This window comes from Oceanicella actignis, assembly GCF_008124525.1.
GTDB classification, from domain to species: Bacteria; Pseudomonadota; Alphaproteobacteria; order Rhodobacterales; family Rhodobacteraceae; genus Oceanicella; species Oceanicella actignis.
The window spans coordinates 323,953-345,486 of sequence record NZ_VNHJ01000001.1 but is presented as its reverse complement, the minus strand read 5'-3'; the positions used below and the strand labels follow the sequence as shown (position 1 = coordinate 345,486).

The following is a 21,534-nucleotide window of genomic DNA, read 5'->3' as shown; positions in this document are numbered from 1 at the left end:
GCCCAAGGCCCGCCGCAGCCGACGCGAGGAGACGCCGCGATGCTTCACGCACCGATCATCTGGCCCGACGCCGTGACCTTCCTCGCCGCCGAGGCGCCCGAGGAGCCGGTCTTCATCTTCGCGCCCGCCGCCCTCAAGGCGCAGGCGCGGCGCTTTCTGGACGGCTTCCCCGGCCTGACCACCTACGCCGTCAAGGCCAACGCGCACCCGCAGGTGCTGGCGACGCTGCTCGAGGCGGGCGTGCGCGCCTTCGACGTCGCCTCGCCCGACGAGATCGAGACCGTGCTGTCCCTCGCGCCCGATGCGCGGCTGCACTATCACAACCCGGTCAAATCGCGCGCCGAGCTGGCCTTCGCCCATCGCCGCGGCGTGCGCGTCTTCGCCTGCGACAGCGCCGCCGAGCTGGCCAAGATGCGCGAAGTCCTGCCGCCCGAGGGGGTGCAGATCTCGGTTCGCTTCCGCATGCCCGCCAAGGGCGCGGCCTATGATTTCGGCGCCAAGTTCGGCGCCGAGCCCGAGGCCGCGGCGCGCCTTCTGGCCGAGGCGGCGGCGGCGGGCTTCGCGCCCGCGCTGACCTTCCATCCGGGCACGCAGTGCCTGAACCCCGACGCCTGGCGCATCTACATCGAGGCCGCCGCGCGCATCGCGCGCATGGCCGGCGTGCGGCTGGCGCAGCTGAACGTGGGCGGAGGCTTCCCCGCCCGGCGCACGGGCGACGAGGCCTTCGCGCTCGAGGACTACTTCGCCGCCATCGCCGAGGCCGCGCGCCGCGCCTTCGGCGATCAGGTTCCGCCGCTGGCCTGCGAGCCGGGCCGCGCCATGGCCGCCGACTGCATGAGCGTGGCGACGCGCGTCAAGCTGGTGCGCGAGGATGGCGCGGTGTTCCTCAACGACGGCATCTACGGCGCCCTGGCCGAAGCGCCGCTTCTGGGCTCGGCCACGCGCATGCGGGTTCTGGATCCGTCCGGGCGCCCGCGCCGCGGCGCGCCGCGCCCGCGCGTGGTCTTCGGCCCGACCTGCGACAGCGTCGACCGCCTGCCGGGCGAGCCCGCCCTGCCCGACGATCTGGCCGAAGGCGATTTCGTGCTGTTCGAGGGGCTGGGGGCCTACGGCATGGCGACGGTGACGCGCTTCAACGGGTATGGCCCGACGCGCGTCGCGACCGTCTCGGCGCCTCGGCCGGTCTGAGCGCGGCTGACCCGGTCCGGCCGACCGGATCCGATCGACGGGCCGCGCGCGGCGGCCCCGGGGGCAAGCAAGCGCAATGCGCCGCCGCAATGGCGGCGGCGAGGCGTCTTGACCGCGGCGCCTGCCGCAACGGCCAGGGTCGAGCCGCCCGCCGATCCCGCCCCCCCCCCCTGATCCTGGCCACTGATCCTGGCGCCGCGCGCGGCCGATGCGCCGGCCGCGCCAGGCTCCGGGCCATTCATGGGCGGCGACGTCATGGGTAGACGATCGTCGCGACGCCGGAATTCAAGGCCCCGCGCCGCCTTGCGCGTCCGCCGCGCGGCGCGGCCGGGCGCGCCAGCCCAGCCCCACGCACCCGCCGTCCCCAGCGTCAGCGGCCGGTCGCCCGGCGCACCTCGATCTGCACCAGCTTGCGGATGTTGGCCGAGATGCGCTCGCCCATCGCGCCGCCCAGCTCCTCGCGCAGCACGTCGCGCACCAGCTCGCGCAGCTCGGCGACGCTCATCTGCGCGACGCGCTCGTCATCGTCGCGCTCGGCGAACAGGGTCAGCGGCGCTTCGGACGCCGCGTCGGCGTCATCCTCGTCCGAGGCGTCCGAATCGCGCGCCGCCATGGTCGCGCGCAGCCGCGCCGCGCCCTCGTCGCCGCCGCCACGCGCCGCGGGCGCGGCGTCGGCCGTGGCGCGCAAGGGCGCGGCGCCCTCCGCGGCGATGGTCGTCGAGGCGCGCAGACGCAGCGGCGAGTCGCCCGGCGCGGGCGCCTCGTCCGCCGGACCCTCGGCAGCCGGACCCTCGTCCGCCTCGGGCCGGTCGCGGCGCATCTGCGGCGTCAGAACCAGCACATCGTCGTCATCCTCGTCGCGCGGGGATGGCGGCCGGGATGACGGCGGGGCCGGCGGGGCCGGCGGGGCGGATCGCGCGGGGGCCGGCGCCGGATCGGCCGCGCGGCGGATCGCCTGCGCCGGCGGCAGCGGCGGACGGCCCAGCTCTTCGCTCACGATGCGGCGGATGGCGTCGAGCGGGTCCGCGCCCGGCCCCTTCTTGTCGTCGTCCTGCATGACGTTCCTCGTCTGTTGCGGCGCGCGCCTCGGCGCGGCCCGACCCCGGCCCGGGCGCCCCGCGTCAGGGGCGCCAGGGGCTGGACCAGGCCACGCTGTCGTCGCGCGGGTAATCGTAGGGCGCGGCGCGCACCTGCTCGACATAGGCGTCGGGGTCGTAGGGGCTGACGTCAAGGCCCAGATGCGCGACCGTCAGCCGCCCGACCGCGGCCAGCAGCTGATAGGCCGCCACATATTCGTCGCGCAGGCTCTCGACCAGCGAGACGCGGGCCGAGTTGAGCTCCTGCTCGGCGTTGAGCACGTCGAGCGTGGTGCGCGCGCCCAGCGTCGCCTCTTCGCGCACGCCCTCGAAGGCGATGCGCGCGGCCTCGATCTGCTCGCGCGCGGCGCGGATCGAGGCGCGCGCCACGTCGAGATTCGCCCACGCCACCGAGGTCTGCTGGCGCAGCTGGCGCGCGACGTCGTGCAGCTCCGCCTGGGCCTGCGCCAGCCGGGCCTGCGCCGCGCGCACCAGCGAGGCGTTGCGCCCGCCCGTCCACAGCGGCACCTGCCCCGACAGCCCCACCTGCGCGGACAGGGTCTCGCCGGTCGTGCTGGCTCCGGTGGTCAGGTCGTTCTCGTAGCTGACCCCGCCGGTCACGTTGAGCGTGGGCAGCGCGGCGCCCAGCGCCTGCTTGACGGCGAACTGGGCCTGACGCACGGCGCGGCGGGCGGCGACCATGCGCGGATGCGCGGCCTCGGTCAGGGCCAGCGCCGCCTCGAGCGAATCGGGCAGGTCGGGCAGGGGCGGCGGCGGGGCCAGGTCGACCGGCTCTTCGCCGATCGCGGCCACGTAGGCCTGCCGCGAGCGCGCCAGCGTGCCGGTCGCCGCCGCCAGGTTCGAGCGCGAGAAGGCCAGGCGCGCCTCGGCCTGGCTGACGTCGGTGCGGGTCACCTCGCCCACCTCGAAGCGGTCGCGCGCGGCGCGCAGCTGCTCGGAGATCACGCGCACATTGTTGCGCGCCAGCGCGACGCGCTGCAGGTCGCGGCGCACGTCCTCATAGGCGGTGACGGCGGCCAGCAGCACCTCCTGCTCGACCGCCAGCAGCGAGGCGCGCTGCGCGCCGACATTCTCCTGCGCGCCGGCGATGGCGTTCTCGATCTGCCCGCCCGAGTAGATGGGAATGGCGCCGCTGATCCCCAGCGACAGGGTGTCGAAGGTGTCGCGATCGGACGAATCGCGGCGCGAGCCGACGATGCGGCGGAAGCCCGAGCTGTTCGAGACGGTGTAGGAATAGGTTCCGTTGACCGTGCCCAGCGCGCGCGAACGCTCCTGGGTCACGCCTTCGTCCGCGGCGCGCAAGGCCGCCCTGCTCGAGGCCAGGCGCGGGTGGAAGGCGTAGGCCTTGGCCAGCGCGTCGGCCAGGGTCTCGGCCGCGGCTGGATGGGGCGCGGTCAGGACGGCCGCAAGCGCCGCGCAGATGCGCAGCGCGCTCTTGCCCAAGCTTTTGCTCATGCTCTCGCCTCGTGGCTGTCGGCCCTGGCGGCGCGCCGGGCGGCGCGCCCCTTGCGGGCGGATTTGGCAGTCACGATAGCGGGATGGCGCGCGGCTGTCCAAGGTCAAAAGCCGCGCCGCCGGCCCCGCGCGCGGGGCCGCGCGATGTTCAGAACACGAACTCGGGCGCCTTGCGGAAGCCTTCCAGCACGGGCGCGGCGGCGTCGAACATGCGCCGCCGGCTGAGCGTGCCGGCCGCGCGCGTCCACACCGCGCAGCTGCCCATCACGCCGCGCATCTCGATGGCGACCAGGCGCCCGCCCTCGCGCAGCTGCGCGGCCAGCGCATCGGGGATCACCTCGACCCCGCCATTGACGAAGATGACGTCGTAGGGCGCGTGCTCGGCCACGCCCTGGTCCAGCGGGCCCTCCTTGACCTGCGCGTTGTCGCATTCCAGCTCGGCCAGCAGCTCGGCCGCGCGGGCGGCCATGGCCGCGTCGCTTTCGAGCCCGACCGTCGCCGCGCACAGCCGCGAGATGACGGCGGTCGAGTAGCCGAAGCCGCAGGCGACGTCGAGCACGAGGTCGTCGGGGCCGATCTCGGCCGCGTCCAGCATCTTGGCGAAGACGCGCGGATCGAGCAGCACCCGCCCCTCGGACAGGGGCACATGCTCGCCCGCATAGGCGACGGGGCGCAGGGCGGCGGGCACGAAGCGCTCGCGCGGGACGTGGAGCATCGCTTCGATGATGGGCAGGCTCGTCACGTCCGACGGCCTGACCTGGCTGTCGACCATGGCGACGCGGGCGGCTTCGAAGTCGGTCATCGGGGACTCCCGCTGTGCGTTGAACACGGACGCGAACGCTTTGCCACAGCGCGCGCCGTCTGTCCATGCGGCCAAGGCGGCGAAAGCCGAGGCGGGCCGCGCCCGGCGGATCGGCGGCCGCCCGCGCCCCGGCGAGGGCGCAAGTCCGATCGCGGCCGCCGGCCCCCGCCCCGGCCGCACCGGCGCAAGCCGCCTGCGGGTCGCGGCGCCGCGCCTCGCGCCGGACCCGTGCGGGCCCGGCGGCGCGAGGTCTGGATGTTCGCTCTTCATGGCGTGCCCCGGGCGAGCTTGGCGGCGCGGCGCCGCAAGCCAGGCGCCGCCCGCGCAGGCGTCGTGCGCGGCCACGCCGTCGGCCAGCCTGCGCGCCGGCGGCCGCCCCTGCGCCCGCGAGACGGGATGCAAGCGCGCGAACCTGTGGGGTCGTCTCGCCCCCGCGCTCTGCACGCGGGCGTCGGGACTACGCGCTCCGCGCGCGGGCGTCGGGATTGCGCGCTCCACGCGCGGGCGCTGGACATGGGCGCGGGGCGCGGCTATATGACGGCCACGCTCGGACGGGGCGCTGCGGCGACGTGGCGGAGTGGTTACGCAGCGGATTGCAAATCCGTGTACACCGGTTCGATTCCGGTCGTCGCCTCCATTGCCATTCAATGGCTTGCGGTGATCTTGAAGCCCGCCCCGTCCGAGCGGTTTCAAGAGCGGTTTCAAGATTCGCACTCCGTTCCTGTTCTGCCCTGACGCGGAATCCCGTTCATCCAAGGTTAGGCCTTGTTCGGCCATTGTTCCCGTGCCAAAGTGGGAAAAACAAACCCAGGGCAGAAACCATGAGCGACTTCTCCAGACTGCGCAGAGCCGCAGCCGTGTCTGTTCCCGAAGCCGCGGCGAGACTGGGCGTCTCGAAGAGCTCCGCCTACCGCTGGGAGAACGGCGAGGCGCGGGCGCCCGACCACATCTTGGAAGCGCTCGAGAAGATCGCCGGCGCGCTCGCTCCGCGGCCGGAGCGTTTCCGGTTCATCGACCTGTTCGCTGGCATCGGAGGCCTGCGTCTCGGCTTCGAGGCGGTCGGCGGGCGGTGCGTGTTCACTTCGGAATGGGACAGGCATGCGCAGGCGACCTACCAGGCAAACTTCCGGGACGGCCCCGACCATGTCCTTGCGGGCGACATCCGCGCCGTCGCGGCTGAGGAGATCCCTGCGCATGACGTTCTTCTGGCCGGTTTCCCATGTCAGCCGTTCTCCATCGCCGGCGTCAGCAAGAAGAACGCGCTCGGCCGCGCGCACGGTTTCGCCTGCGACACGCAGGGCACGCTGTTCTTTGACGTCGCCCGCATCATCGCCCACCACCGGCCTGCGGCGTTCCTTCTGGAGAACGTCAAGAATCTGACGAGCCATGACCGCGGCCGGACGTTCAGCGTGATCATGCGGACGCTGGAGCGCGAGCTCGGCTATGATGTCTCTTGGCGGGTTCTGGACGCCAAGGGATTCGTGCCGCAGCACCGTGAGCGGATTTTCATCGCCGGTGTCCGGCGCGATCTTGGGAGGCCGGTCGATCTGGCGGCTCTCGAGGTTCCCGACCCATCGACGGGGCCAAAGCTCCGCAGCATCCTGCACCGCGAGGACGGGAGCGAGCCCGCCGATCCCGCCTATCTCGACGACGCTGGCCGCGTGCTTCCGAAATACACCCTCTCGGACAAGCTCTGGCGGTATCTGCAGGACTACGCCGAGAAGCACCGGCGCCGCGGCAACGGGTTCGGCTTCGGAATCGTGGGCCCGGATGACGTGGCCCGCACGCTTTCGGCCCGCTACTACAAGGACGGTTCCGAGATTCTCGTGCGGCAGGTCGAGGGTCGCAATCCGCGGCGTCTGACGCCACGCGAGTGCGCCCGTCTGATGGGTTTCGACCAGCCGGGGCGGGCGGACTTCAGCATTCCGGTCTCGGACACGCAGGCCTACCGGCAGTTCGGAAACGCTGTCGTCGTTCCCGTGGTCAAGGCCGTGGCCCGGCATATGGCGCCGACCATCGACTCCGTGGCCGGCGCCGACGGGCGGTGCGCGGCAGGCGTCGCGGCCGAATAGGAGGTCGGCTTGCAGCGTGAGCGTCTTTCCCGTCTGTTCACGGGCGTCGTGGTCAAGCGGCTGGCAGCAGTCGAAGCCGAGCCGGCCTCGTCGAACCAGCACGAATTCAACGGCACGCTGGCGCTGCGGCGACTGCTCGGCACGGAGCGGCGTGAGCGTATGCCGGCGAAATTCATCTGGCTGGGAGGCGAGAACGAAGGCCTCTCGTCCGACGGCTTCCTGACATGGTACGACGCGCGTGAACGGCATCCGACGCGCTCGGAGTGGCGGCTGTATTTCCCTTCGAACGAGGTGATGGAGCTGGCGTCGGAGGGCGACCTTCTGCTCATCGCCAAGCGACCGGACGGCGAGCTTCTCGTTGTCGTGGTCCCGGCGGGCTCCCAGCTCGAACGGGGCATCCTTTGGCTGTTCGACGTCGGAAAGGAGATTGGGAGCGGCTTCCTGTTCCAAGATGTCGGGCACAGCGACCGTGAGCTCGACTTCGCGGCACGGTTCATTCTCGACGAGCTCGGGATAGACGCCGGCAGCCCAGAGGAAGGACGGCTGGACGAACTGGCCGAGAACCTGCTTCGGGCCTCCGGCGGCAGATTCCCGTCGACGAGCGTGGTGTCAGGCTTGGCCCGCGCGGAGGCGGAGGCGCCCGATCCATGGGACGATCCGGACGGCGCGCTGATGGCGTGGCTCGACTTCGAGGAAGCGCTTTTCCGGCGCCTCGAGCGGGCGTATTTCGTCATGCACCTCCCGGAACATTGGAGCGCCGGCGGCGATCCCGACGTGGACGGAGTGCTCAAAATGGCGCTTTCCTTCCTCAATCGGCGCAAGTCGCGGATGGGCCTTTCGCTTGAGCACCACGTGGAGGAGGTGATCCGCGCGTGGCGGCTGCGCTATGACCGCGGGGCGTCCACCGAGGGCAAATCGAGTCCAGATTTTTTGTTCCCGGGCGCGCGCGAGTATCACGATCCGGCCTTCGATGCGCGGCTGCTGACGATGCTTGGCGTGAAATCGACGCTGAAGGACCGCTGGCGGCAGGTGCTCGCCGAGGCGGAGCGGATCCCGGAGAAGCATCTGCTCACGCTTCAGGCGGGCGTCTCCGTCCACCAGATGGACGAGATGCGGCGCAACAGTCTGCGCCTCGTGGTTCCGCAGAGCCTGCACGAGGCCTACGACCGCACCGCGGTGGGCTGGCTCATGCGGTTCCGCGATTTTCTCGGGCTGGTGCGCGACCGTCAGGCGCGGGCAGACGCTCCCGGATGACGCGGTCGAGCGTCTCCGGGTTCTCGGTTTCGCACTCCCAGATCACCACGACCTTCCATCCCGCGCGCTCGAGCTCCGCACGCGCCTTCGCGTCCCTCGCCACGTTGGCCTCGAATTTCCGGCGCCAGAATTCCGCGCGGGTTTTCGGCTCGGCCGCGTTGCTGCAGCCGGGGTGCCGGTGCCAAAAGCATCCGTGGACGAACACGACGGTGCGGTGCTTCGGAAGAACAATGTCCGGCCGACCGGGCAGATCGCGGCGGTGCAATCGGAAGCGGTAACCCATGGCGTGGAGAGCCCTCCGGACCCGGAGCTCCGGTTTCGTGTCCCGACTCCGGATCCGAGACATGTTCGCGGAGCGGGCGGCTGGGGTCAGGCGGTCCATGCGGAAAACGTAGCATCGAAACCTGGTGACGACGAAAGCGAGCCATGCGACGACGATGCCGAGCTCGACGAGTGCGGCTGCGGTAGCGCCATACATTCAGGCCTCCTTGTTGGGGTCGCTGCGGCGCGCCTGAGCGGCCCGCGCTCGAGCCTCCTGACGGCTAGGACCAGCATACTTGACCACCATCGCCAAGGCCTTGTGTCCGGTGATCGCCTGAATCTCATCATCGGAGCATCCGGCGGCGGCGAGCTCGGCGGCGGCGGTGTAGCGCCAGCCATGGATCGTGTAGCCGGTCGCGCCGATGCGCTTGCGGATCGACATGACAGCCCGCGCGGCCGCTGGGTAGCGCAGCGGGCGGCCGGCCTGATCCGCGACGATGGTCAGTCCGGCGCGCGGAAGCCCGTCCAAGTAATCGGCGATGCGAGGCGTGAACGGGATCCAAAGGCGCGTCCCCGTCTTGGCCTGGCGCAGCTCGATGCCGCCGTCGCGTATATGGTCCCAGCGCATTGCGAGGACGTCGCCGATGCGCTGCCCGGTGCCGATGCACAGTTCCATCACCGTCCGCGCGAGCGTGCCGGGTCTGGCCTCATCGGCGTAGGCCTTGAGCATCTCCTGCGGCCAGGGCTTGTGCGGGCCATCTCCCTCGCGGCGCAGCAGCGGCACGCCTCGGGCCGGGTTGTGCGTCATCCAGCCCATGTCGATCGCCTGCTCGCAAAGCACGGACAGGACCTGGACGATGTAGTTGGCGAAGCGCATGCGATCGCGGTTCTCGTCGCGGGCGCGCAGGACGTGCCGGCGCTCCAGCTTCGTCGGGTCGAGGTCGCCCATCGTCCGGATCGCCCAGAGCAGGACCTTCTCGTAATCCTGCCTCGTCCGAGGCGCGAGCCTGGTCCAGCGCGCGGACTGTCGATAGGCGGCGATCAGCCGCCTGAACGTGCGCCCGTCGGGCAGCGCCGGCGGGATGTGGCCGCGCTTGGCCGCCGCGTATCGCTCTAGGAAATCAGGGGCGTCAGGATCCGGCAGCGGGATGCGCTCCCCTGCCCGCTCGAAGTACCAGTAGTACTTGCTGCGGCCGCGCTTGCGCACGAGGTATGGCAGGTTGGGCTTCTTCATCACTGCGCCCTGAAGCTGATCGTGTCGAGCGAGCGGACGGACGTCGTCTCCGGCGTCATGTCGCCCTCGATCTCGATCCTGCCGCGCTCGTAGTCGACGACGACGCGGATGCGGCGCAGGCCCGCGCGCTGGGCGGCCCTGACGACGCTCTCGACCTGCGTCGACCGGATCACGCGGCGCGGATCCTTCATCGCTCCGCCTCCAGGTCCGTGGCCTGCTTGGCGCCGTGATTCTGCCGCGCCGCGGCCATGCCCTTTGGCTGGGCGCCCATACGGAGCGGCCAGAGCGGACATCTCACGCTGGTGCATTTTCGAACCTCGGCGGCCGAACCGGAGCAGCAGTCGAGACATTTCGCCCTGATCGCCCGCATGCCAATGAGCAGCGGCAAACCAGATGCCTCCCATTCCTCGGCCGTCACGTGTCGCGGGTCGCGCCCGATCAGGTTCCCGCCGTCGGAATCGAAGGGCGAGGATTGCAGAAGCGCTTTCATGCGGTTGCCTCCTTCATTTGCGGGCATCTTTCCCGTCGTCGAGCACGACATCCCGGTCCATGACGCGCATCGCGGCTCCGAACAGCGGGCCGATGAAGCCGATCACGGGCCTACCTCCGTCCAAGATGGCGCGGCGCAAGAGCCGCTCGGCGCGACCGGCGTCGCCGGGCTCTCCGCTGCGCGCCAGGAGATTGACGGCCGCGCAGGTCTCTTCGCCGTCAGCCTCGATGAGGCCGGCGGCGATCATGCGCGCGCGCGCGATGGCGAGTGACCTGTGTCCGATCGAGGTGATCATCAGGAGACCTCCTCTGGTTGCGCGATCACCTTCGTCATTGCGCGGCCTCCATCTTGCTGGCGCGAGCGCTGTCCAGAGCGCCGCGCAGGCGGTCCTTGACGCCTTCGATCGCGATTTGGCGGGCGGGTTTGCCCTGCAGCCGGCTGCGGGCGCGTGACCGGTCCAGCAGATCAAACCAATCGATTTCGTCGAACACGCTTGTCAGGTCGATCGACAGGAACTGCTGGTTCGACGCGATCGCGGCCAGCCAGACGGTCAGCACAGGCGCGTCCCAGATGCGCAGATGGGTGCCGTAATTGTCTGGTTCTTGGCCCGCCGCCTCGCTGGCGATCATCGCCCTGAGACCGGCCGTCACGGCGGAGGCCTCGCCATTCGTCACCATCCGTTCGATCATGCCGATCGCGAATATCTGGCCGCCCTTGCGGTCCTTGTAAGACGGGACATAGGTCATCAGCGTGCAGCCTCCGGCCTCGACGGCGTCACGCATGGCGATGGCCGCAGGATCGCCCGCCGCCAGGCGCGCGCGATAGACCGCCGTCGTGTGCAGGCGCGTGCGTTCGGTGTTCAGCCCATGAAACGCCTTGGCCTGTTCGCGCGGCGTCATCGGGATCATCATCGCTGGCAGGGCCTCGATGCCGCAGACAGCGGCCGCGTGCGCGCGGTGCTGTCCGTCCACGACCGCCACGCGCCCACCGTCAGACGGCGCGACGATGATGGGCTGGTACAGGCGCCAGTCCCAGTTGTCGGCGATCTTCTGTATCGCGCGCCGTCCAGCCGTCGTGATCTGACGCTGGTAGCGGTCGTCGATCACCAAGTCTGCCACCTTGGCCCAGATCAGGCTCGGCTGCATCTGGTCGCGCAGCTGAGCGGGATGGAAGCCGGTCGTGTCGATCTCTCGGAAGGTCATTGCGCGGCCTCCGCATGCTTGGAGAGCAGGGCATCGGCCTCGGCGCGGACAGACGCGTCGGCAGCCGAGATCTTGTCGGCGAAATGCTTGCGCGCCGCTTCGACGCTCACGCCGCTGTCGAGCGCACCGCGAATTTCGGCAACGAGAGATGGCGCCTCGGCCTTCGGCACCCCGAACGGATCGTCGTCGTCCTCGCGCGCCGCGTCGGCCTGCTCGGCGATCTCGCGCAGCTCGTCGATGATCGTGCGGGCGACGGCGCGATGGTCCGTGCCGATGGACTTCCACCATGCAGCGAAGGCCTCGCGCCCTTCGCGCGCTGCAGCGCGGGCCTCGTCCAGCATCTGCTTGTGCCGCTTGGCGTCGCCCTGGCCCTTCGCCCACTCCGCCATCCTGCGGCCGACTTCGACGCCGAGCGGCATGTCGGCCTTGAACAGCGGCTTGAACTGATCGGCGCACTTGATCTGGTAGACCGGGCAGCCGGGGTGCGCCGGGTCGAGGATCATCATCGCCGTCATCTCGAAGATCAGATCGCCGTCCGCGGCGGGATCCCACGGCACATCGGCGCGGCGCGTCTTGGTCTTGCGGGCGTTCCGGCCGGTCCTGGGATCCTGCATCACCGGCTTGGCGCGGGTGCAGATGACGATGTTCGTGCGGGCCCGCACGATGCGATCCACGAGGCGGCGATAGCGCGGCTTGACGTGCGCCCAGGCGAGCTGGCTGAGGCGGTCGCGCTTGCTCTCGTCGCCGCCCGTCAGGCGGTCCAGCGTCTGCGCGTGCAGGTCGAGCACGCCGCCGACGCCCTCCCAGGCGTGCGAGAAGCTGTCGATGACGAGCACGGGCAGCTCGGCCGCCTCGGCCGCGTCGATCACCTCGATCCAGCGCTCGGGGCCGAAGCCGACCATCTCGCCGGCATCGTCCACGGCCTTCATGTCGAAATGGACCATCTCGGGGAAGGCGTCGCGGTAGTGCAGCGCCCGCCGGTTCTCGGTGTCCACGATGCCGATGGGCGCGCCCTTGCGACCCGTCATGCCCTCGGCGATGCCGCGCGCGACCAGGAGCGCCGAGTAGGTCTTGCCGGAGCCGCTCGCGCCGCACAGGCCAAGCGTGATGGTCAGTGGATCCTCGATCTGCGTGACCGGGATGAAGCGGATATGCGCGGTCATGATGCCCTCCCTATCAAGGCGCCTGCCATTGCAGCGCCGTCTCGACGAGCTCGCGGGGCGGCGCGCCGCGACGCTCAAGCTCGGCCGCCTCGCGCTCGAGCCACTTCTCGGCCATCCACTCGGGCAGCTCCACGCGATGCACGCCCGGCGGGTAACAGGGCCACGATCCGCTCTCGAGGCATTCGGCCCACACCTGCCGCGCGCGCCGCATCTTCCGTTCGGCCATCTCCATCGTCAGGCCGCCGAGCTCGATCACGCAGACGCCGTGCGGCGGCTCCTTCTCCTGGAAGATGAAGCGGAAGCCCCGCTCTTCGCCGGTGGCCGCCTTCCAGGTCGCCAGGTAATGCGCGGCCTGCATGTCGTAGCCGTAGGCCATCACGGCGCGCATGCACGCGTCCGGGCTGGCGTTGGTCGTGGTCTTGAAGTCGTAGAGCGGCTCGTCCGGGTCCTCGGGCGCGTTGTCCACCATCGCGCGGCACCAGACCCCGTCGACCCGCGCGAGGGCGGTCAGCTCGGACCGCAGCGGGTCGAGGCGGATGCGGTTTTCGACCAGCGCCTGCTCGGCGATCATGGCCATGCGCTCGATCAGCTCCGCCTCGGCCGACTTGAGGGGCGTCAGGCCCCTGGCGCGGACGTCCGCGATGAATTCCTTCGCGGCCTTCGTCGACGCTGCTCCGTTCGCGGCCAGCAGGTCGTCGGGGATGACGACCCAATCGCCGCCGTCGCCGAGCACCGCGCGATGGGCCGCGCGCCCGATGTCGAACGTCTTGCTGTCGGTCGGCTCCCAATCCGGGTTCAGACGGGGATGCGCCGTCCAGGCGTGCAGCGGGCTGCGGTCGATCACCAGCCGCGCAAGCGTCGAGCTGAGCGTCGGCACATCGCGCAGCTGGTCGGCGTGGTATCTGTCCGCGCCGATGGCATGCACGCCGGCGGGCAGGATGCTGTCCATCACGCAGCCTCCTCGAACCAATCGATGCCCTTGTCGCGCAGCAGATCGACGAGGTGCAGCGCGAAAAGCGCGTCATTGGTGACGGTGACCTTGCCGGTCTCGACGTCCTTGAGGTCCCAGCCCCACACGCGGGAGCGATTGATCTCGACGCCGCGATAGGTGACGGCGCCAAAGTCGGCCAGAAACGCAAGAGCGACCATGCGGTCCATGTCCATGTCGTTCCTCCTCATCACGCCGTCAGATCGAGGGCGATGCGGGCCTGGCGCATGCGCCGGCCCCGCGCGCTCATCAGCGCGGCCCAGGCGAGCCGGCGCAGCAGCGGCCGGTCGCCGAACAGGTGCGGGTGCGTGACGATGAAAACCGGGGCGGCGGGCAGTTTGGGCATCTGGTGTCTCCCTTGAAGGTGGGGCCGCGATCGGCCGAAGCTTCTTCGGCGGCCGATATGAATACGTTATGCACCGCATGTCGGCCTGTCAATCCATTTTGCACCGCGCTTTTTTGGTCGCACGCGAATCAAGCGCGCGCGCCGGGCTGCCCACAGCGCCGCGCGCATTGCAGGCGCGCGAGGTGGAAGGCATGGTCGTGACGAACCCGCAGACTGGAGACAGCGGCATGAGCAGGGCGAGAATCACCATCGGCTTCGACGGCGAGGCGGCGCGCGGCGAGATGGAGGTCGCCGATCTGGCGCCGCTGCTGGTCGCCTGGGCCGACGTCCTCAAGGCCGCGAACCAAGCGGTGAACGGCGACCGCGCTTCGGCGCGCGTCGTCATCACCGCCACCGCGCCGGGCAGCTTCCTGGTCAACCTCGGCCTCGATGTCGGGGTCCTGGATCAGATCTTGGGGGTCATCGACGCCGCCGCCTCGCACCAGGATCGGGTGGTCGCGGCGAACAACCTGCTCGACGTCCTCATCAAGTCGGGAAGCCTCGCCGCGGGCGTGAGCCTGGGTGTTCTGGGGATCGTCAAGCGCCTGCGCGGCCGAAGGCCAGAAAGGACGTCGCGACACGCGGACGGTTCGGTGACGATCGAGCTTGACGGAAAGGAGCTGAAGCTTTCCCCGGCGGCCGCCAGGCTGATCGAGGATCCGGCTTTCCGAGAGGCCCTTGCGCGCTTTGGAGAGCGGCTGTCGAACGCCGAAGGCATCGATCAGACGTTCGTCGCAGACCAGGACGGGACGAGGTCATGGTCCATCAGGCGCAGCGAGGCCCGGTCCTTGCGGCTGCCGCCGCCAGAGGAGCGCGAGCCGGAAACCATGACGACGCGCCGCCAGGTATGGCTGGAGCTGGTGAGCACGCATTTCCGCGGCGATTACAAGTGGCGGTTCACCGACGGAGACACGACCTTCACCGCCACGATCGAGGATCAGGAATTCCTGCGAAAGGTCGAAAACGGGGACGTGTCGTTTTCGGCGGCGGACAAGCTTCTTGTCGAACTGGAAGAAGAGCAGGAGATCGGGAACGAGATCAGGAAGCTGGCAACGCGCGTCGTGAAGGTCATCCGCCACGTTCCGGGCCCGAAGCAGATGCGGCTCTTATAGCGCCTGGGAGAAGGGGATTCAGCGCAGGGCGATCAGCAAGGCTGGGTCACGCATCAGGGCGCGGCGTTGGATTGGAATCCACGCGGCGCGCATCCTCTTTTTTCCGCGCATCCTGCATTCGCCGAAACTTCGTCCGATAGACCCGCTGCAGCACCCACGGAAGCGCAAGTGACAGGAGCCCGGCCCAAATTGACATGGCCACAAGTATTGGGCGGGCATATTCGATCAGGCTGTCAGACAGGACGTCTTGGACGAGCACAAAGAGGCTTAATCCGAATGCTGTCAGCAAGAACAGGAATATCAACCATACGAACCACATTAAGTTGTGGTCTACATGGAGCTCTTCCAGCCGCAGTTGATTTTGCGTGAAGTGCCCGATCGCGACGAAATCACCACTCACCGCGAGGACGGCAAGGAGGATGCCGCCAGTAATGCTGAGAAAGGTAACCTGTACATTGAAGAATGCTGAGATGGTTTCGTAGGGAACACCTCTGGTCATGTACGCCGCTACGAATGAAAGTATGAGGCTGATCGCAGCCCAAACCGCGAGCCATTCGACCCGTCTGCCAGCATATCTATTTAGCGATCTCGCCATTTTTAATCAATTCGTCGCGCCACTGGGCAAGTTGGTTGAAGGCGTCAAGGATCTGGAAAGTGTCGCCATTTTCTTTGACATTGATACTTTTGCTCTGCCACAGCTGATTTGATTTATATTTTTTTCCGTTGCCGAGAACAAAAGTTATGTCGTCTTGATCCTGTTCCAGAAGATCCTGCGCGATCTCTCTGGCCAGCATATCAGACTTGCCCTGCGCTGAGAAACCCCGCTTGCCGACCTCTAGCCGAACGGATGCCCTCAGGTCGCCATCTTCGCCCTCTGCCCGCGGCTTGAAAATCATTCTCCCGAGAGCCGCCAGACCGCCGCCGTGGCCTCGCTCAATATCTGCCCGGGACGCAGCCAACTTGGCATCAATTGACACCACGCCATGCCGTTTGATCTCCTGCACAACATCGGGGGCCAATGGCTTCTTGAACGTCACCTTTTGAGGCGGAACCCCCAATTTCTGCTGCATATCGAATAGCAGGCTGGCAAGCAGCGCAGCGGTTCCCCGCCGGGTCGCGCACCAGAGCACGTTGTGCCTGTCCAACAGGGCGGCAACATGCGCCTGCAGGAATTCCTTGGACTGAGGCGGAGGGAATGCCTCTATGCCGGGCGGTGCGCTGTCGTCGACGTCCATCGCCAGCACCGCTGTGTCCTTGCGGGGAACAAATGCGCCGACCGCGATGAAACAAACCTGGTTCTTGTCACGCCAATCTATGAGCTGAACGGTCTTCTCCCCGTGCGATCCGGTCCACCTCTCGTGTCCGGCAGCCCCCGCGACCTCCTTGAAAGCCTTCTGAATGTCAAAATCCTGGAGAACCGCACCGCTCTTTCTGGCAGGGTCGTCAGCGCGGGCAAACGCTTGTTCGAAACGCATCGTAATCTTCACAGTCAGATCCTTTTCTCACACTTTCCCCTCCAGCTCCGCCGACAGCGCCATCATGGCATCGGCGCCCCGCCGCACGGCATGACCTCCTACCCGCGCTTGACCCAGGCGATCTCGGCGGCCCAGTCCAGCGTCACGTTGTGGATCGGGGGCGCGTTCCAGCTTTCGAGCGTGAACGTTCCATCCGGGTTCCGCCGGACGATCTTGACGAAGCGCCGCCCGTCCGGAAGCGCCACCACGCATTCCCTGCCGTCCACGCGATCCAGGGGCGCGTGGCGGTCATAGATCAGCACGTCGCCGTCCATGTAGCGCGGCCACATGCTGTCGCCCCGCACTCGCACCGCGACCGCTTCCGGGCCGATGCCGGGCGGCGGATCGACCTCGTCAAGCGCGCCAACGCCCTCGTCCAGCGTGAAGATCTCGGCGCCCGCCCCGACATAGCCCACAAGCGGCACGCTCTTCTTCTCCGGCCCGCCCGTCCCGAACAGAAGCCACTCAGGCGACACCCGGAAGGCGCGGGCGTATTTGAGCGCGTCCGGCCGCCTAAAACCCCGCGTGCCGTTCTCGTGATGCCTATAGGTTACGATCTGCCACCCGAACCGCCTCGCGGCTTCGGCTGCTGTTTCAAAGCCCGCTCTTTCCCTCGCCAAGCGGAGGCGCTCACTCGGTTCCATGAGCGGACTCTTAACCGCTCCTGCGATGCGAAAGGGATTGACAGTCTGCGCAAGACAATCCATTTTGCACCGCATGAACCAGCGAGATCTGATTTCCATTTGGGGGAGCGCCGCTGCACTCGCGCGGGCACTGAAAAAGCCCGAGGCGACGGTTAAGCATTGGTTCGCCCGCGGCTCGATCCCGGCGAAGCACGACGCGGCGATCATCGAGGCCGCGCGGCGGGCCGGGCACTCGGTCACGCCCGAGGACCTCTTCGTGCTGAGGCAGGAGATGGCCAGACGGAAGGACCGGGCGGCATGACATGCGCTCAGGCTGCCATTGCCCGCGACCTGGGGCGAGAAAACAGGGTTGCCGGGTCAGTCCTGAACGACGCCCTCGCGCGCCAACCTGACCTCTTCGGGCAGCGTGAACAGGTATTCGAGCAGGAGCCGCGCGAAACGCCTCGCTGGCTCGATCTCGGCCGCGCTGTCGAAGTCGCGGTCGTCTTCGTGAAGGGCGAAGTTGCCCTGGTCCTTCACAATCCTGATCCAGTCGAGCATCGGCTCGGGCAGAAGGCCGGCGTCTTCGAGGATGCCGAGCTTGGCGCCGAGCATCTTGCCGGCGAGCTTGTCGCCCGACCCGACCTTGCGGAGGATCATCGAGACCGCCCGGTCCACCGCCTTGCGGTAGTGGGCCGCGGCGCCGTTCCAATCCCGGCGGAGAAACGCCCTTTCGGCGTCGACCATCGCGCGCTCGACCTTCGGCGGGAGATGGGCCGGAACTTCCTGGAGCGGCGGGTTCGGCAGAACGCCGAGCATGGCGAACCCGGTCTCCTCCCTGACATCGACGAGCGAGACCAGCCGGTTTTCGTTCCTTGCAAAGTCCCGAATGCGTCCGAGCGGGTCATGCCCCGCCGGGTGGCTCAGCTTACGGGCTGCCGAAAAGTCGAAATAGACGATCATCGCCGAGTTGCACGCGCCGCAGATGGCGACGCCCTCGCCTTCGGCGCCTTCCGGCTTCACCCCGAACGCATCCGCGCCCGCCTTCCAGGCGCCTTTCATCTGGGCGCCGACCTCTTCACGTCCGCAGAAAGGGCATGAAACGATGAGCTGGACCGCCATCGACACCTCCGATCAGGCCGAGCGCCTGCGAAGACTCATCCGCGACGCGGCGGATGCGTCCACGGCCCACGCCAACCTGATGCGAGAGTATCGCATCACCTCGAGCGAAAGAAGGGCGGAGATGTTCGCCCTTCTGGCCTCGGAGCTGATCGCCTGGGAGATGCGCGCGCGCGAGGAGGGCCGGCGATGAGCGACGACATGGCCCTCACCGTCCTGCGCGCCAAGGTCCGGGCGCTGGTCTCGGCGCACCAGAACCTCGACGCGGCGGCCCAGGCGATCAACGACCGCTGGCCCGGCGAGCGTGTCTGCAAGGGGACGCTGAGCCGCCGGCTGAGCGGGGACCTGCCGCCGCCCCCTGTGCACCATGTGCTCGCGCTCGAGGACGAGCTGGGCATCTATCCCGTCACCAACTGGATGGCGCGGCGAGCCCACACGGTCCAGGAGGCGCCGGACGTCATGCAGGCCGTCGAGACGGCGGCCAAGGAGATCGGCGAGGCTGTCGCTCAGATGCCGCGCGCCGTCCTCGACCTCGATGACGCGCAGCTCGGGCGTGTTCTCGCCGAGATCCGCGAGGCGATCGAGGCGATGCGCGCGCTCGAGCGGGCGCTGGAGGCAAAGGCGTCCGCCGCGACGGTCAGCAAGAGCGGATGACAGGAATGCGCGGCCGGCCCGCTTCCGGGGTGATGCGCGTCGAGCCGGGCGGCGCGGCCGCGATCCCGGCGAACCTCCCTGACGGCGGCCCGCATGGGCCCAACTCCCCGGCGGTGCGAAGCCGCCGGGGCTTTTCCAGGACAAGCCAACCAGGCGCGCAACACTCGATGAGGGGAGATCATGACGATCATCTTGGGAATTGACCCGGGCCGCCGTGGCGGGCTGGCGCGGTTGCGCAGGGGCGACGGATCGTGGCGCGTCGCGGCCATCGACCTGCCGCAGACGCCCGCGGGCCTCCATGCCGCGCTGGCTGAGTGGACTCCCGTCACCTTTGCGGTCCTCGAGCAGCCGATCTACCCTCCGCACATCGGCGTCCGCAACATCGCCCGCATCGCCGAAGCCTACGGCGCGCTCAAGGCCATGCTGTTCTCGGCCGGGATCGCGGTGCGGGAAGTCACCCCCGCCCAATGGAAGCGGAGCCTGAACGTGCCGGCCGACAAGGCCGCCGCGCGCCGGAGGGCCGACGAGTTTTTCCCCGACGACGCTCACCAATGGACGCGCGCCAGGGACGACGGCCGCGCCGAAGCCGCGCTCATTGCCTGGTATGGGAGGCGCTGGGCATGAGTTTTCGATTGATGTCGGCCATCCTTGAGATCGGCCCAGCGGACAAATCCGAGCTGCTGCTCCTGCTCGCGCTTGCGGATTATGCGAACGAGGATGGCGAATGCTGGCCGTCCATCGACGGCCTGTGCAAGAAATCCCGCCTTTCCGCGAGGGGCGTTCAGTCCGTTCTCAGGCGCCTGGAAAAGGCGGGATGGGTCCGCATCGAAAGCGGCGGCGGTCGAGCCAACACCAACCGATACACCATCGTTCTGCCCGATGTGCGCGCCGAAAACCCCGCATCGGATGCGCCGTTTGACGATCAAAACCCCGCACATGATGCGGGGTATGATGAGAAAACCCCGCACGAGAAACACCGTTTTTCGGCGCGAAACCCCGCAGCGGATGCGCCGTATCTGGCAAAAACCCCGCAGCCGAGCGCAAAAAACCCCGCAGCGGCTGCACCCGAACCTATCATAGGTAATTGTTATGTGAGTGTGATGTGCGCGCGCGCGCGCGAGGACGATCACATTCCGGAAGACACGGCGCTGCCGACGCCGGATGCGCCAGGACCTCAAGCCGAGGCGTGCGATCTCGACGAGCTCTTCGCGGACGTCCTCCACGCGGCCGGCCTCGATGGCGGCCTCAGGCTGCCGACCTACTGGATGCCGCCAACCGCCCAGCTCCACATCCGGCGCTGGCTCGACGCCGGGCTGCGCCCCGACGAGATCCTGGACGTCGTCCGTCACCAGCGGGCCCGCTTCGACGCCCCGCCCACCAGCCCGAAGGCCTACGACCGGGCGATGCGCGCCTACCTCGGCGCCAAGCGCGACGAACCGCTCGAGGCCTCCCGCCACGAAGACGCCAACCAGCCGGTCGCCTCCGTCGTCGGTCCCGGCGGTCGGGTCTCCGAGGATTTCCTCCGCCGCTGCATCGACCGCGCATTCGAGAAGATCGAGCGCGAAAAAGCCATGGGGATGATCCATTGAGCAACCTGCACGCAGACGCCGTCCGCAATCGGCTCATGACTTTCCTTCGCCGCAGGTCCATCCCGCGGCACCTGGCCGGCAACGAGGAGGCCATCGCGGCCGAAATTGAATCTCTGGTCCGCCGCATCGCCGCCCACGCGCCGCGCTCGCTCGAGGCCCTCGACCGCTGGTGGCCGCAATTCGAGCGCCGGCTGGAGCTGACCGGCAACGGCCGCTCCTGGCCGGTCGCCAAGGAGATCGCCGACGCCGCCGCCAAGACGCCGCTCGAGACGACCGGCGAGCGCGCCGCTCCCGACATCGGATCGCACAGCTGGCGGCTGCAGATCGTCGCCAGGCGCATCCGCAACGGCGAGGCCGTCGGCGAGATGGACCTGTGGGGCGAGACCGCGGTCGAACTGGTGAACACCGGGATGGTCTTTGAGGGCGACATCGAGCGCTACCGCGAAGTCTTCGCAGCCCGGCTGATCGAGCACCTCGGCGAGGACGCCGCGCTCAAGGCGCTGCAGCGGCTCGAAGCCCTGCACGCAGGCGCGCAAGCCGCATGGCTGCGCCGGAGCGGCCGCGCCGGGTCGAGGCTTGCGAGGGCGAGCTGATGGCGGGCAGCGTCAACAAGGTCATCCTAATCGGCAATCTCGGGCGCGACCCTGAGGTCCGCACCTTCTCGAACGGCGGCAAGGTGTGCAACCTGCGCATCGCCACCTCCGAGACCTGGAAGAACCGCGAGACCGGCGAGCGGCGCGAGCGCACCGAGTGGCACTCGGTGGCGATCTTCTCCGAGCCCCTCGCCGACATCGCCGAGCGCTACCTGCGCAAGGGGTCCAAGGTCTATGTCGAAGGCCAGCTCGAGACCCGCAAGTGGCAGGATCAGAGCGGCCAGGACCGCTACACCACCGAAGTCGTCCTGCGTCCCTATCGCGGCGCGCTGACCCTGCTCGACAGCCGTCCCGGCCACGGCGACGCGCAGGATGGCCGGCAAGGCGCGACAGGCGGCGCAGGAGAGGCCGCAGGCGCGTCTCAAGACTCCCACAACCCGAGAGACGTTTACGGCCACTCAGCGGCCGCCTCAGCGGCTCCTGCGCACGACGACGCCGGGCCCGCAACCGCCAGATACGACGATCTGGACGACGAGATCCCGTTTTGAGGTCGGAGATGCAACACCTGAAGCCGACAAACCCACGCGTCGGGGCCGTGGTCGCAAAGATCGAGGCCGCGCCTCCTGGACAGATCGTCGTCTATCACGAAGGGCCTGCCGGATCGCTGCCGCCCAGCTTGGCGGAAGCAGTCCGCGCAATGCTCAAGGCCGGGAAATGCACGCTCGCGCAGCGGCCTTCA

At 68.7% G+C, this 21,534-nt stretch carries 28 protein-coding genes, 1 tRNA gene and 1 pseudogene; 12 read left to right on the top strand and 18 right to left on the bottom strand.

Annotated elements, in window-relative coordinates:
- Nucleotides 1–39 precede the first annotated feature (39 nt).
- A complete protein-coding gene (locus LY05_RS01620) occupies nucleotides 40–1,188 on the top strand; it encodes a type III PLP-dependent enzyme domain-containing protein (protein WP_072746294.1) in 1,149 nt (382 codons plus the stop codon).
- Between the two features lie 370 nt (nucleotides 1,189–1,558).
- Here LY05_RS01620 and LY05_RS01615 read toward each other — a convergent pair whose 3' ends face one another.
- The 3 genes from LY05_RS01615 to LY05_RS01605 form a co-directional block, all read right to left on the bottom strand.
- Nucleotides 1,559–2,245, bottom strand: a complete 687-nt coding sequence (locus LY05_RS01615; RefSeq protein ID WP_148921860.1) for a hypothetical protein — start codon at nucleotides 2,243–2,245, stop codon at nucleotides 1,559–1,561.
- 64 nt (nucleotides 2,246–2,309) lie between these two features.
- Entirely contained in the window at nucleotides 2,310–3,740 is a 1,431-nt protein-coding gene (locus LY05_RS01610; RefSeq protein WP_148921859.1) for a TolC family outer membrane protein, read from the bottom strand.
- Between the two features lie 148 nt (nucleotides 3,741–3,888).
- Nucleotides 3,889–4,542: a protein-L-isoaspartate O-methyltransferase family protein gene (locus LY05_RS01605; protein ID WP_148921858.1), complete on the bottom strand. Its 654-nt coding sequence runs from the start codon at nucleotides 4,540–4,542 to the stop codon at nucleotides 3,889–3,891.
- Nucleotides 4,543–5,105: 563 nt separating this feature from the next.
- Between LY05_RS01605 and LY05_RS01600 the strand changes: the two genes are divergently transcribed.
- From LY05_RS01600 to LY05_RS01590, 3 genes are all read left to right on the top strand, one after another.
- Nucleotides 5,106–5,179, top strand: a tRNA-Cys gene (locus tag LY05_RS01600).
- A 184-nt stretch (nucleotides 5,180–5,363) separates the two neighbouring features.
- Nucleotides 5,364–6,614: a DNA (cytosine-5-)-methyltransferase gene (gene dcm, locus LY05_RS01595; RefSeq protein WP_148921857.1), complete on the top strand. Its 1,251-nt coding sequence runs from the start codon at nucleotides 5,364–5,366 to the stop codon at nucleotides 6,612–6,614.
- Between the two features lie 9 nt (nucleotides 6,615–6,623).
- Nucleotides 6,624–7,868, top strand: a complete 1,245-nt coding sequence (locus LY05_RS01590; RefSeq protein ID WP_148921856.1) for a type II restriction endonuclease — start codon at nucleotides 6,624–6,626, stop codon at nucleotides 7,866–7,868.
- Here LY05_RS01590 and LY05_RS01585 read toward each other — a convergent pair.
- Genes LY05_RS01585 through LY05_RS15070 form a run of 10 tightly spaced genes read right to left on the bottom strand, consistent with a single transcriptional unit; the run spans nucleotide 7,801 to nucleotide 13,552 of the window.
- Nucleotides 7,801–8,346, bottom strand: coding sequence for a very short patch repair endonuclease (locus tag LY05_RS01585; protein ID WP_346265223.1), 546 nt, complete (start codon nucleotides 8,344–8,346; stop codon nucleotides 7,801–7,803). The genes LY05_RS01590 and LY05_RS01585 overlap by 68 nt on opposite strands.
- The gene (locus LY05_RS01580) at nucleotides 8,347–9,363 is read right to left on the bottom strand and encodes a tyrosine-type recombinase/integrase (RefSeq protein ID WP_148921855.1); all 1,017 of its coding nucleotides are present in this window, start codon (nucleotides 9,361–9,363) and stop codon (nucleotides 8,347–8,349) included.
- Nucleotides 9,363–9,536: a hypothetical protein gene (locus LY05_RS15075; protein WP_170258744.1), complete on the bottom strand. Its 174-nt coding sequence runs from the start codon at nucleotides 9,534–9,536 to the stop codon at nucleotides 9,363–9,365. The genes LY05_RS01580 and LY05_RS15075 overlap by 1 nt, the downstream gene beginning before the upstream one ends.
- Before the next feature lie 14 nt (nucleotides 9,537–9,550).
- Entirely contained in the window at nucleotides 9,551–9,853 is a 303-nt protein-coding gene (locus LY05_RS01575; protein WP_148921854.1) for a hypothetical protein, read from the bottom strand.
- A gap of 13 nt (nucleotides 9,854–9,866) precedes the next feature.
- Nucleotides 9,867–10,148 (bottom strand): hypothetical protein, encoded by a 282-nt coding sequence (locus tag LY05_RS01570; protein ID WP_148921853.1) that lies wholly within the window; start codon nucleotides 10,146–10,148, stop codon nucleotides 9,867–9,869.
- Nucleotides 10,149–10,182: 34 nt separating this feature from the next.
- Nucleotides 10,183–11,055: a ParB N-terminal domain-containing protein gene (locus LY05_RS01565; protein WP_170258742.1), complete on the bottom strand. Its 873-nt coding sequence runs from the start codon at nucleotides 11,053–11,055 to the stop codon at nucleotides 10,183–10,185.
- Nucleotides 11,052–12,296 carry an AAA family ATPase gene (locus LY05_RS01560; protein ID WP_249041824.1) on the bottom strand — a complete coding sequence of 415 codons (1,245 nt, stop codon included), beginning with the start codon at nucleotides 12,294–12,296 and terminating at the stop codon, nucleotides 11,052–11,054. Before LY05_RS01560 ends, LY05_RS01565 begins: the two co-directional genes overlap by 4 nt.
- On the bottom strand, nucleotides 12,232–13,167 hold the full coding sequence (locus LY05_RS01555; RefSeq protein WP_249041823.1) for a PD-(D/E)XK nuclease-like domain-containing protein: 936 nt from the start codon (nucleotides 13,165–13,167) through the stop codon (nucleotides 12,232–12,234). The genes LY05_RS01560 and LY05_RS01555 overlap by 65 nt, the downstream gene beginning before the upstream one ends.
- Nucleotides 13,167–13,397: a hypothetical protein gene (locus LY05_RS01550; protein ID WP_148921851.1), complete on the bottom strand. Its 231-nt coding sequence runs from the start codon at nucleotides 13,395–13,397 to the stop codon at nucleotides 13,167–13,169. Before LY05_RS01550 ends, LY05_RS01555 begins: the two co-directional genes overlap by 1 nt.
- Nucleotides 13,397–13,552: a hypothetical protein gene (locus LY05_RS15070; protein WP_170258740.1), complete on the bottom strand. Its 156-nt coding sequence runs from the start codon at nucleotides 13,550–13,552 to the stop codon at nucleotides 13,397–13,399. The genes LY05_RS01550 and LY05_RS15070 overlap by 1 nt, the downstream gene beginning before the upstream one ends.
- 68 nt (nucleotides 13,553–13,620) lie before the next feature.
- Here LY05_RS15070 and LY05_RS01545 point away from each other — a divergent pair, with 68 nt between their 5' ends.
- On the top strand, nucleotides 13,621–14,703 hold the full coding sequence (locus LY05_RS01545; RefSeq protein WP_148921850.1) for an LAPAL motif-containing putative phage structural protein: 1,083 nt from the start codon (nucleotides 13,621–13,623) through the stop codon (nucleotides 14,701–14,703).
- 46 nt (nucleotides 14,704–14,749) lie between these two features.
- Here the strand turns inward: LY05_RS01545 and LY05_RS01540 are convergent, their stop codons facing one another.
- From LY05_RS01540 to LY05_RS15630, 4 genes and pseudogenes are all read right to left on the bottom strand, one after another.
- Entirely contained in the window at nucleotides 14,750–15,202 is a 453-nt protein-coding gene (locus LY05_RS01540; protein ID WP_148921849.1) for a hypothetical protein, read from the bottom strand.
- Nucleotides 15,203–15,278: 76 nt separating this feature from the next.
- Nucleotides 15,279–16,190: a hypothetical protein gene (locus LY05_RS01535; protein WP_148921848.1), complete on the bottom strand. Its 912-nt coding sequence runs from the start codon at nucleotides 16,188–16,190 to the stop codon at nucleotides 15,279–15,281.
- An 86-nt stretch (nucleotides 16,191–16,276) separates the two neighbouring features.
- Complete coding sequence (locus LY05_RS01530; protein WP_249041822.1) at nucleotides 16,277–16,642, bottom strand: S24 family peptidase; 366 nt, start codon at nucleotides 16,640–16,642, stop codon at nucleotides 16,277–16,279.
- Nucleotides 16,643–16,693: 51 nt separating this feature from the next.
- Nucleotides 16,694–16,861 (bottom strand): annotated as a pseudogene (locus LY05_RS15630) (helix-turn-helix domain-containing protein); the annotation flags it as partial.
- A 73-nt stretch (nucleotides 16,862–16,934) separates the two neighbouring features.
- Here LY05_RS15630 and LY05_RS15065 point away from each other — a divergent pair.
- Complete coding sequence (locus LY05_RS15065; protein WP_428842382.1) at nucleotides 16,935–17,162, top strand: carph-isopro domain-containing protein; 228 nt, start codon at nucleotides 16,935–16,937, stop codon at nucleotides 17,160–17,162.
- 56 nt (nucleotides 17,163–17,218) lie between these two features.
- Here the strand turns inward: LY05_RS15065 and LY05_RS01525 are convergent, their stop codons facing one another.
- A complete protein-coding gene (locus LY05_RS01525; protein ID WP_148921846.1) occupies nucleotides 17,219–17,962 on the bottom strand; it encodes a DUF4145 domain-containing protein in 744 nt (247 codons plus the stop codon).
- Here LY05_RS01525 and LY05_RS01520 point away from each other — a divergent pair.
- The 6 genes from LY05_RS01520 (at nucleotide 17,946) to ssb (ending at nucleotide 21,343) form a co-directional block, all read left to right on the top strand.
- Nucleotides 17,946–18,152 carry a hypothetical protein gene (locus LY05_RS01520; RefSeq protein ID WP_148921845.1) on the top strand — a complete coding sequence of 69 codons (207 nt, stop codon included), beginning with the start codon at nucleotides 17,946–17,948 and terminating at the stop codon, nucleotides 18,150–18,152. The genes LY05_RS01525 and LY05_RS01520 overlap by 17 nt on opposite strands.
- Nucleotides 18,149–18,613, top strand: a complete 465-nt coding sequence (locus tag LY05_RS01515) for a hypothetical protein (protein WP_148921844.1) — start codon at nucleotides 18,149–18,151, stop codon at nucleotides 18,611–18,613. The genes LY05_RS01520 and LY05_RS01515 overlap by 4 nt, the downstream gene beginning before the upstream one ends.
- Nucleotides 18,614–18,793: 180 nt before the next feature.
- Nucleotides 18,794–19,237: a RuvC family protein gene (locus LY05_RS01510; protein WP_148921843.1), complete on the top strand. Its 444-nt coding sequence runs from the start codon at nucleotides 18,794–18,796 to the stop codon at nucleotides 19,235–19,237.
- On the top strand, nucleotides 19,234–20,202 hold the full coding sequence (locus LY05_RS01505; RefSeq protein ID WP_170258733.1) for a helix-turn-helix domain-containing protein: 969 nt from the start codon (nucleotides 19,234–19,236) through the stop codon (nucleotides 20,200–20,202). The genes LY05_RS01510 and LY05_RS01505 overlap by 4 nt, the downstream gene beginning before the upstream one ends.
- Nucleotides 20,199–20,795 (top strand): hypothetical protein, encoded by a 597-nt coding sequence (locus LY05_RS01500; protein ID WP_148921841.1) that lies wholly within the window; start codon nucleotides 20,199–20,201, stop codon nucleotides 20,793–20,795. Before LY05_RS01505 ends, LY05_RS01500 begins: the two co-directional genes overlap by 4 nt.
- Complete coding sequence (gene ssb, locus LY05_RS01495) at nucleotides 20,795–21,343, top strand: single-stranded DNA-binding protein (RefSeq protein ID WP_148922004.1); 549 nt, start codon at nucleotides 20,795–20,797, stop codon at nucleotides 21,341–21,343. Before LY05_RS01500 ends, ssb begins: the two co-directional genes overlap by 1 nt.
- The last annotated feature ends 191 nt before the right edge of the window (nucleotides 21,344–21,534 follow it).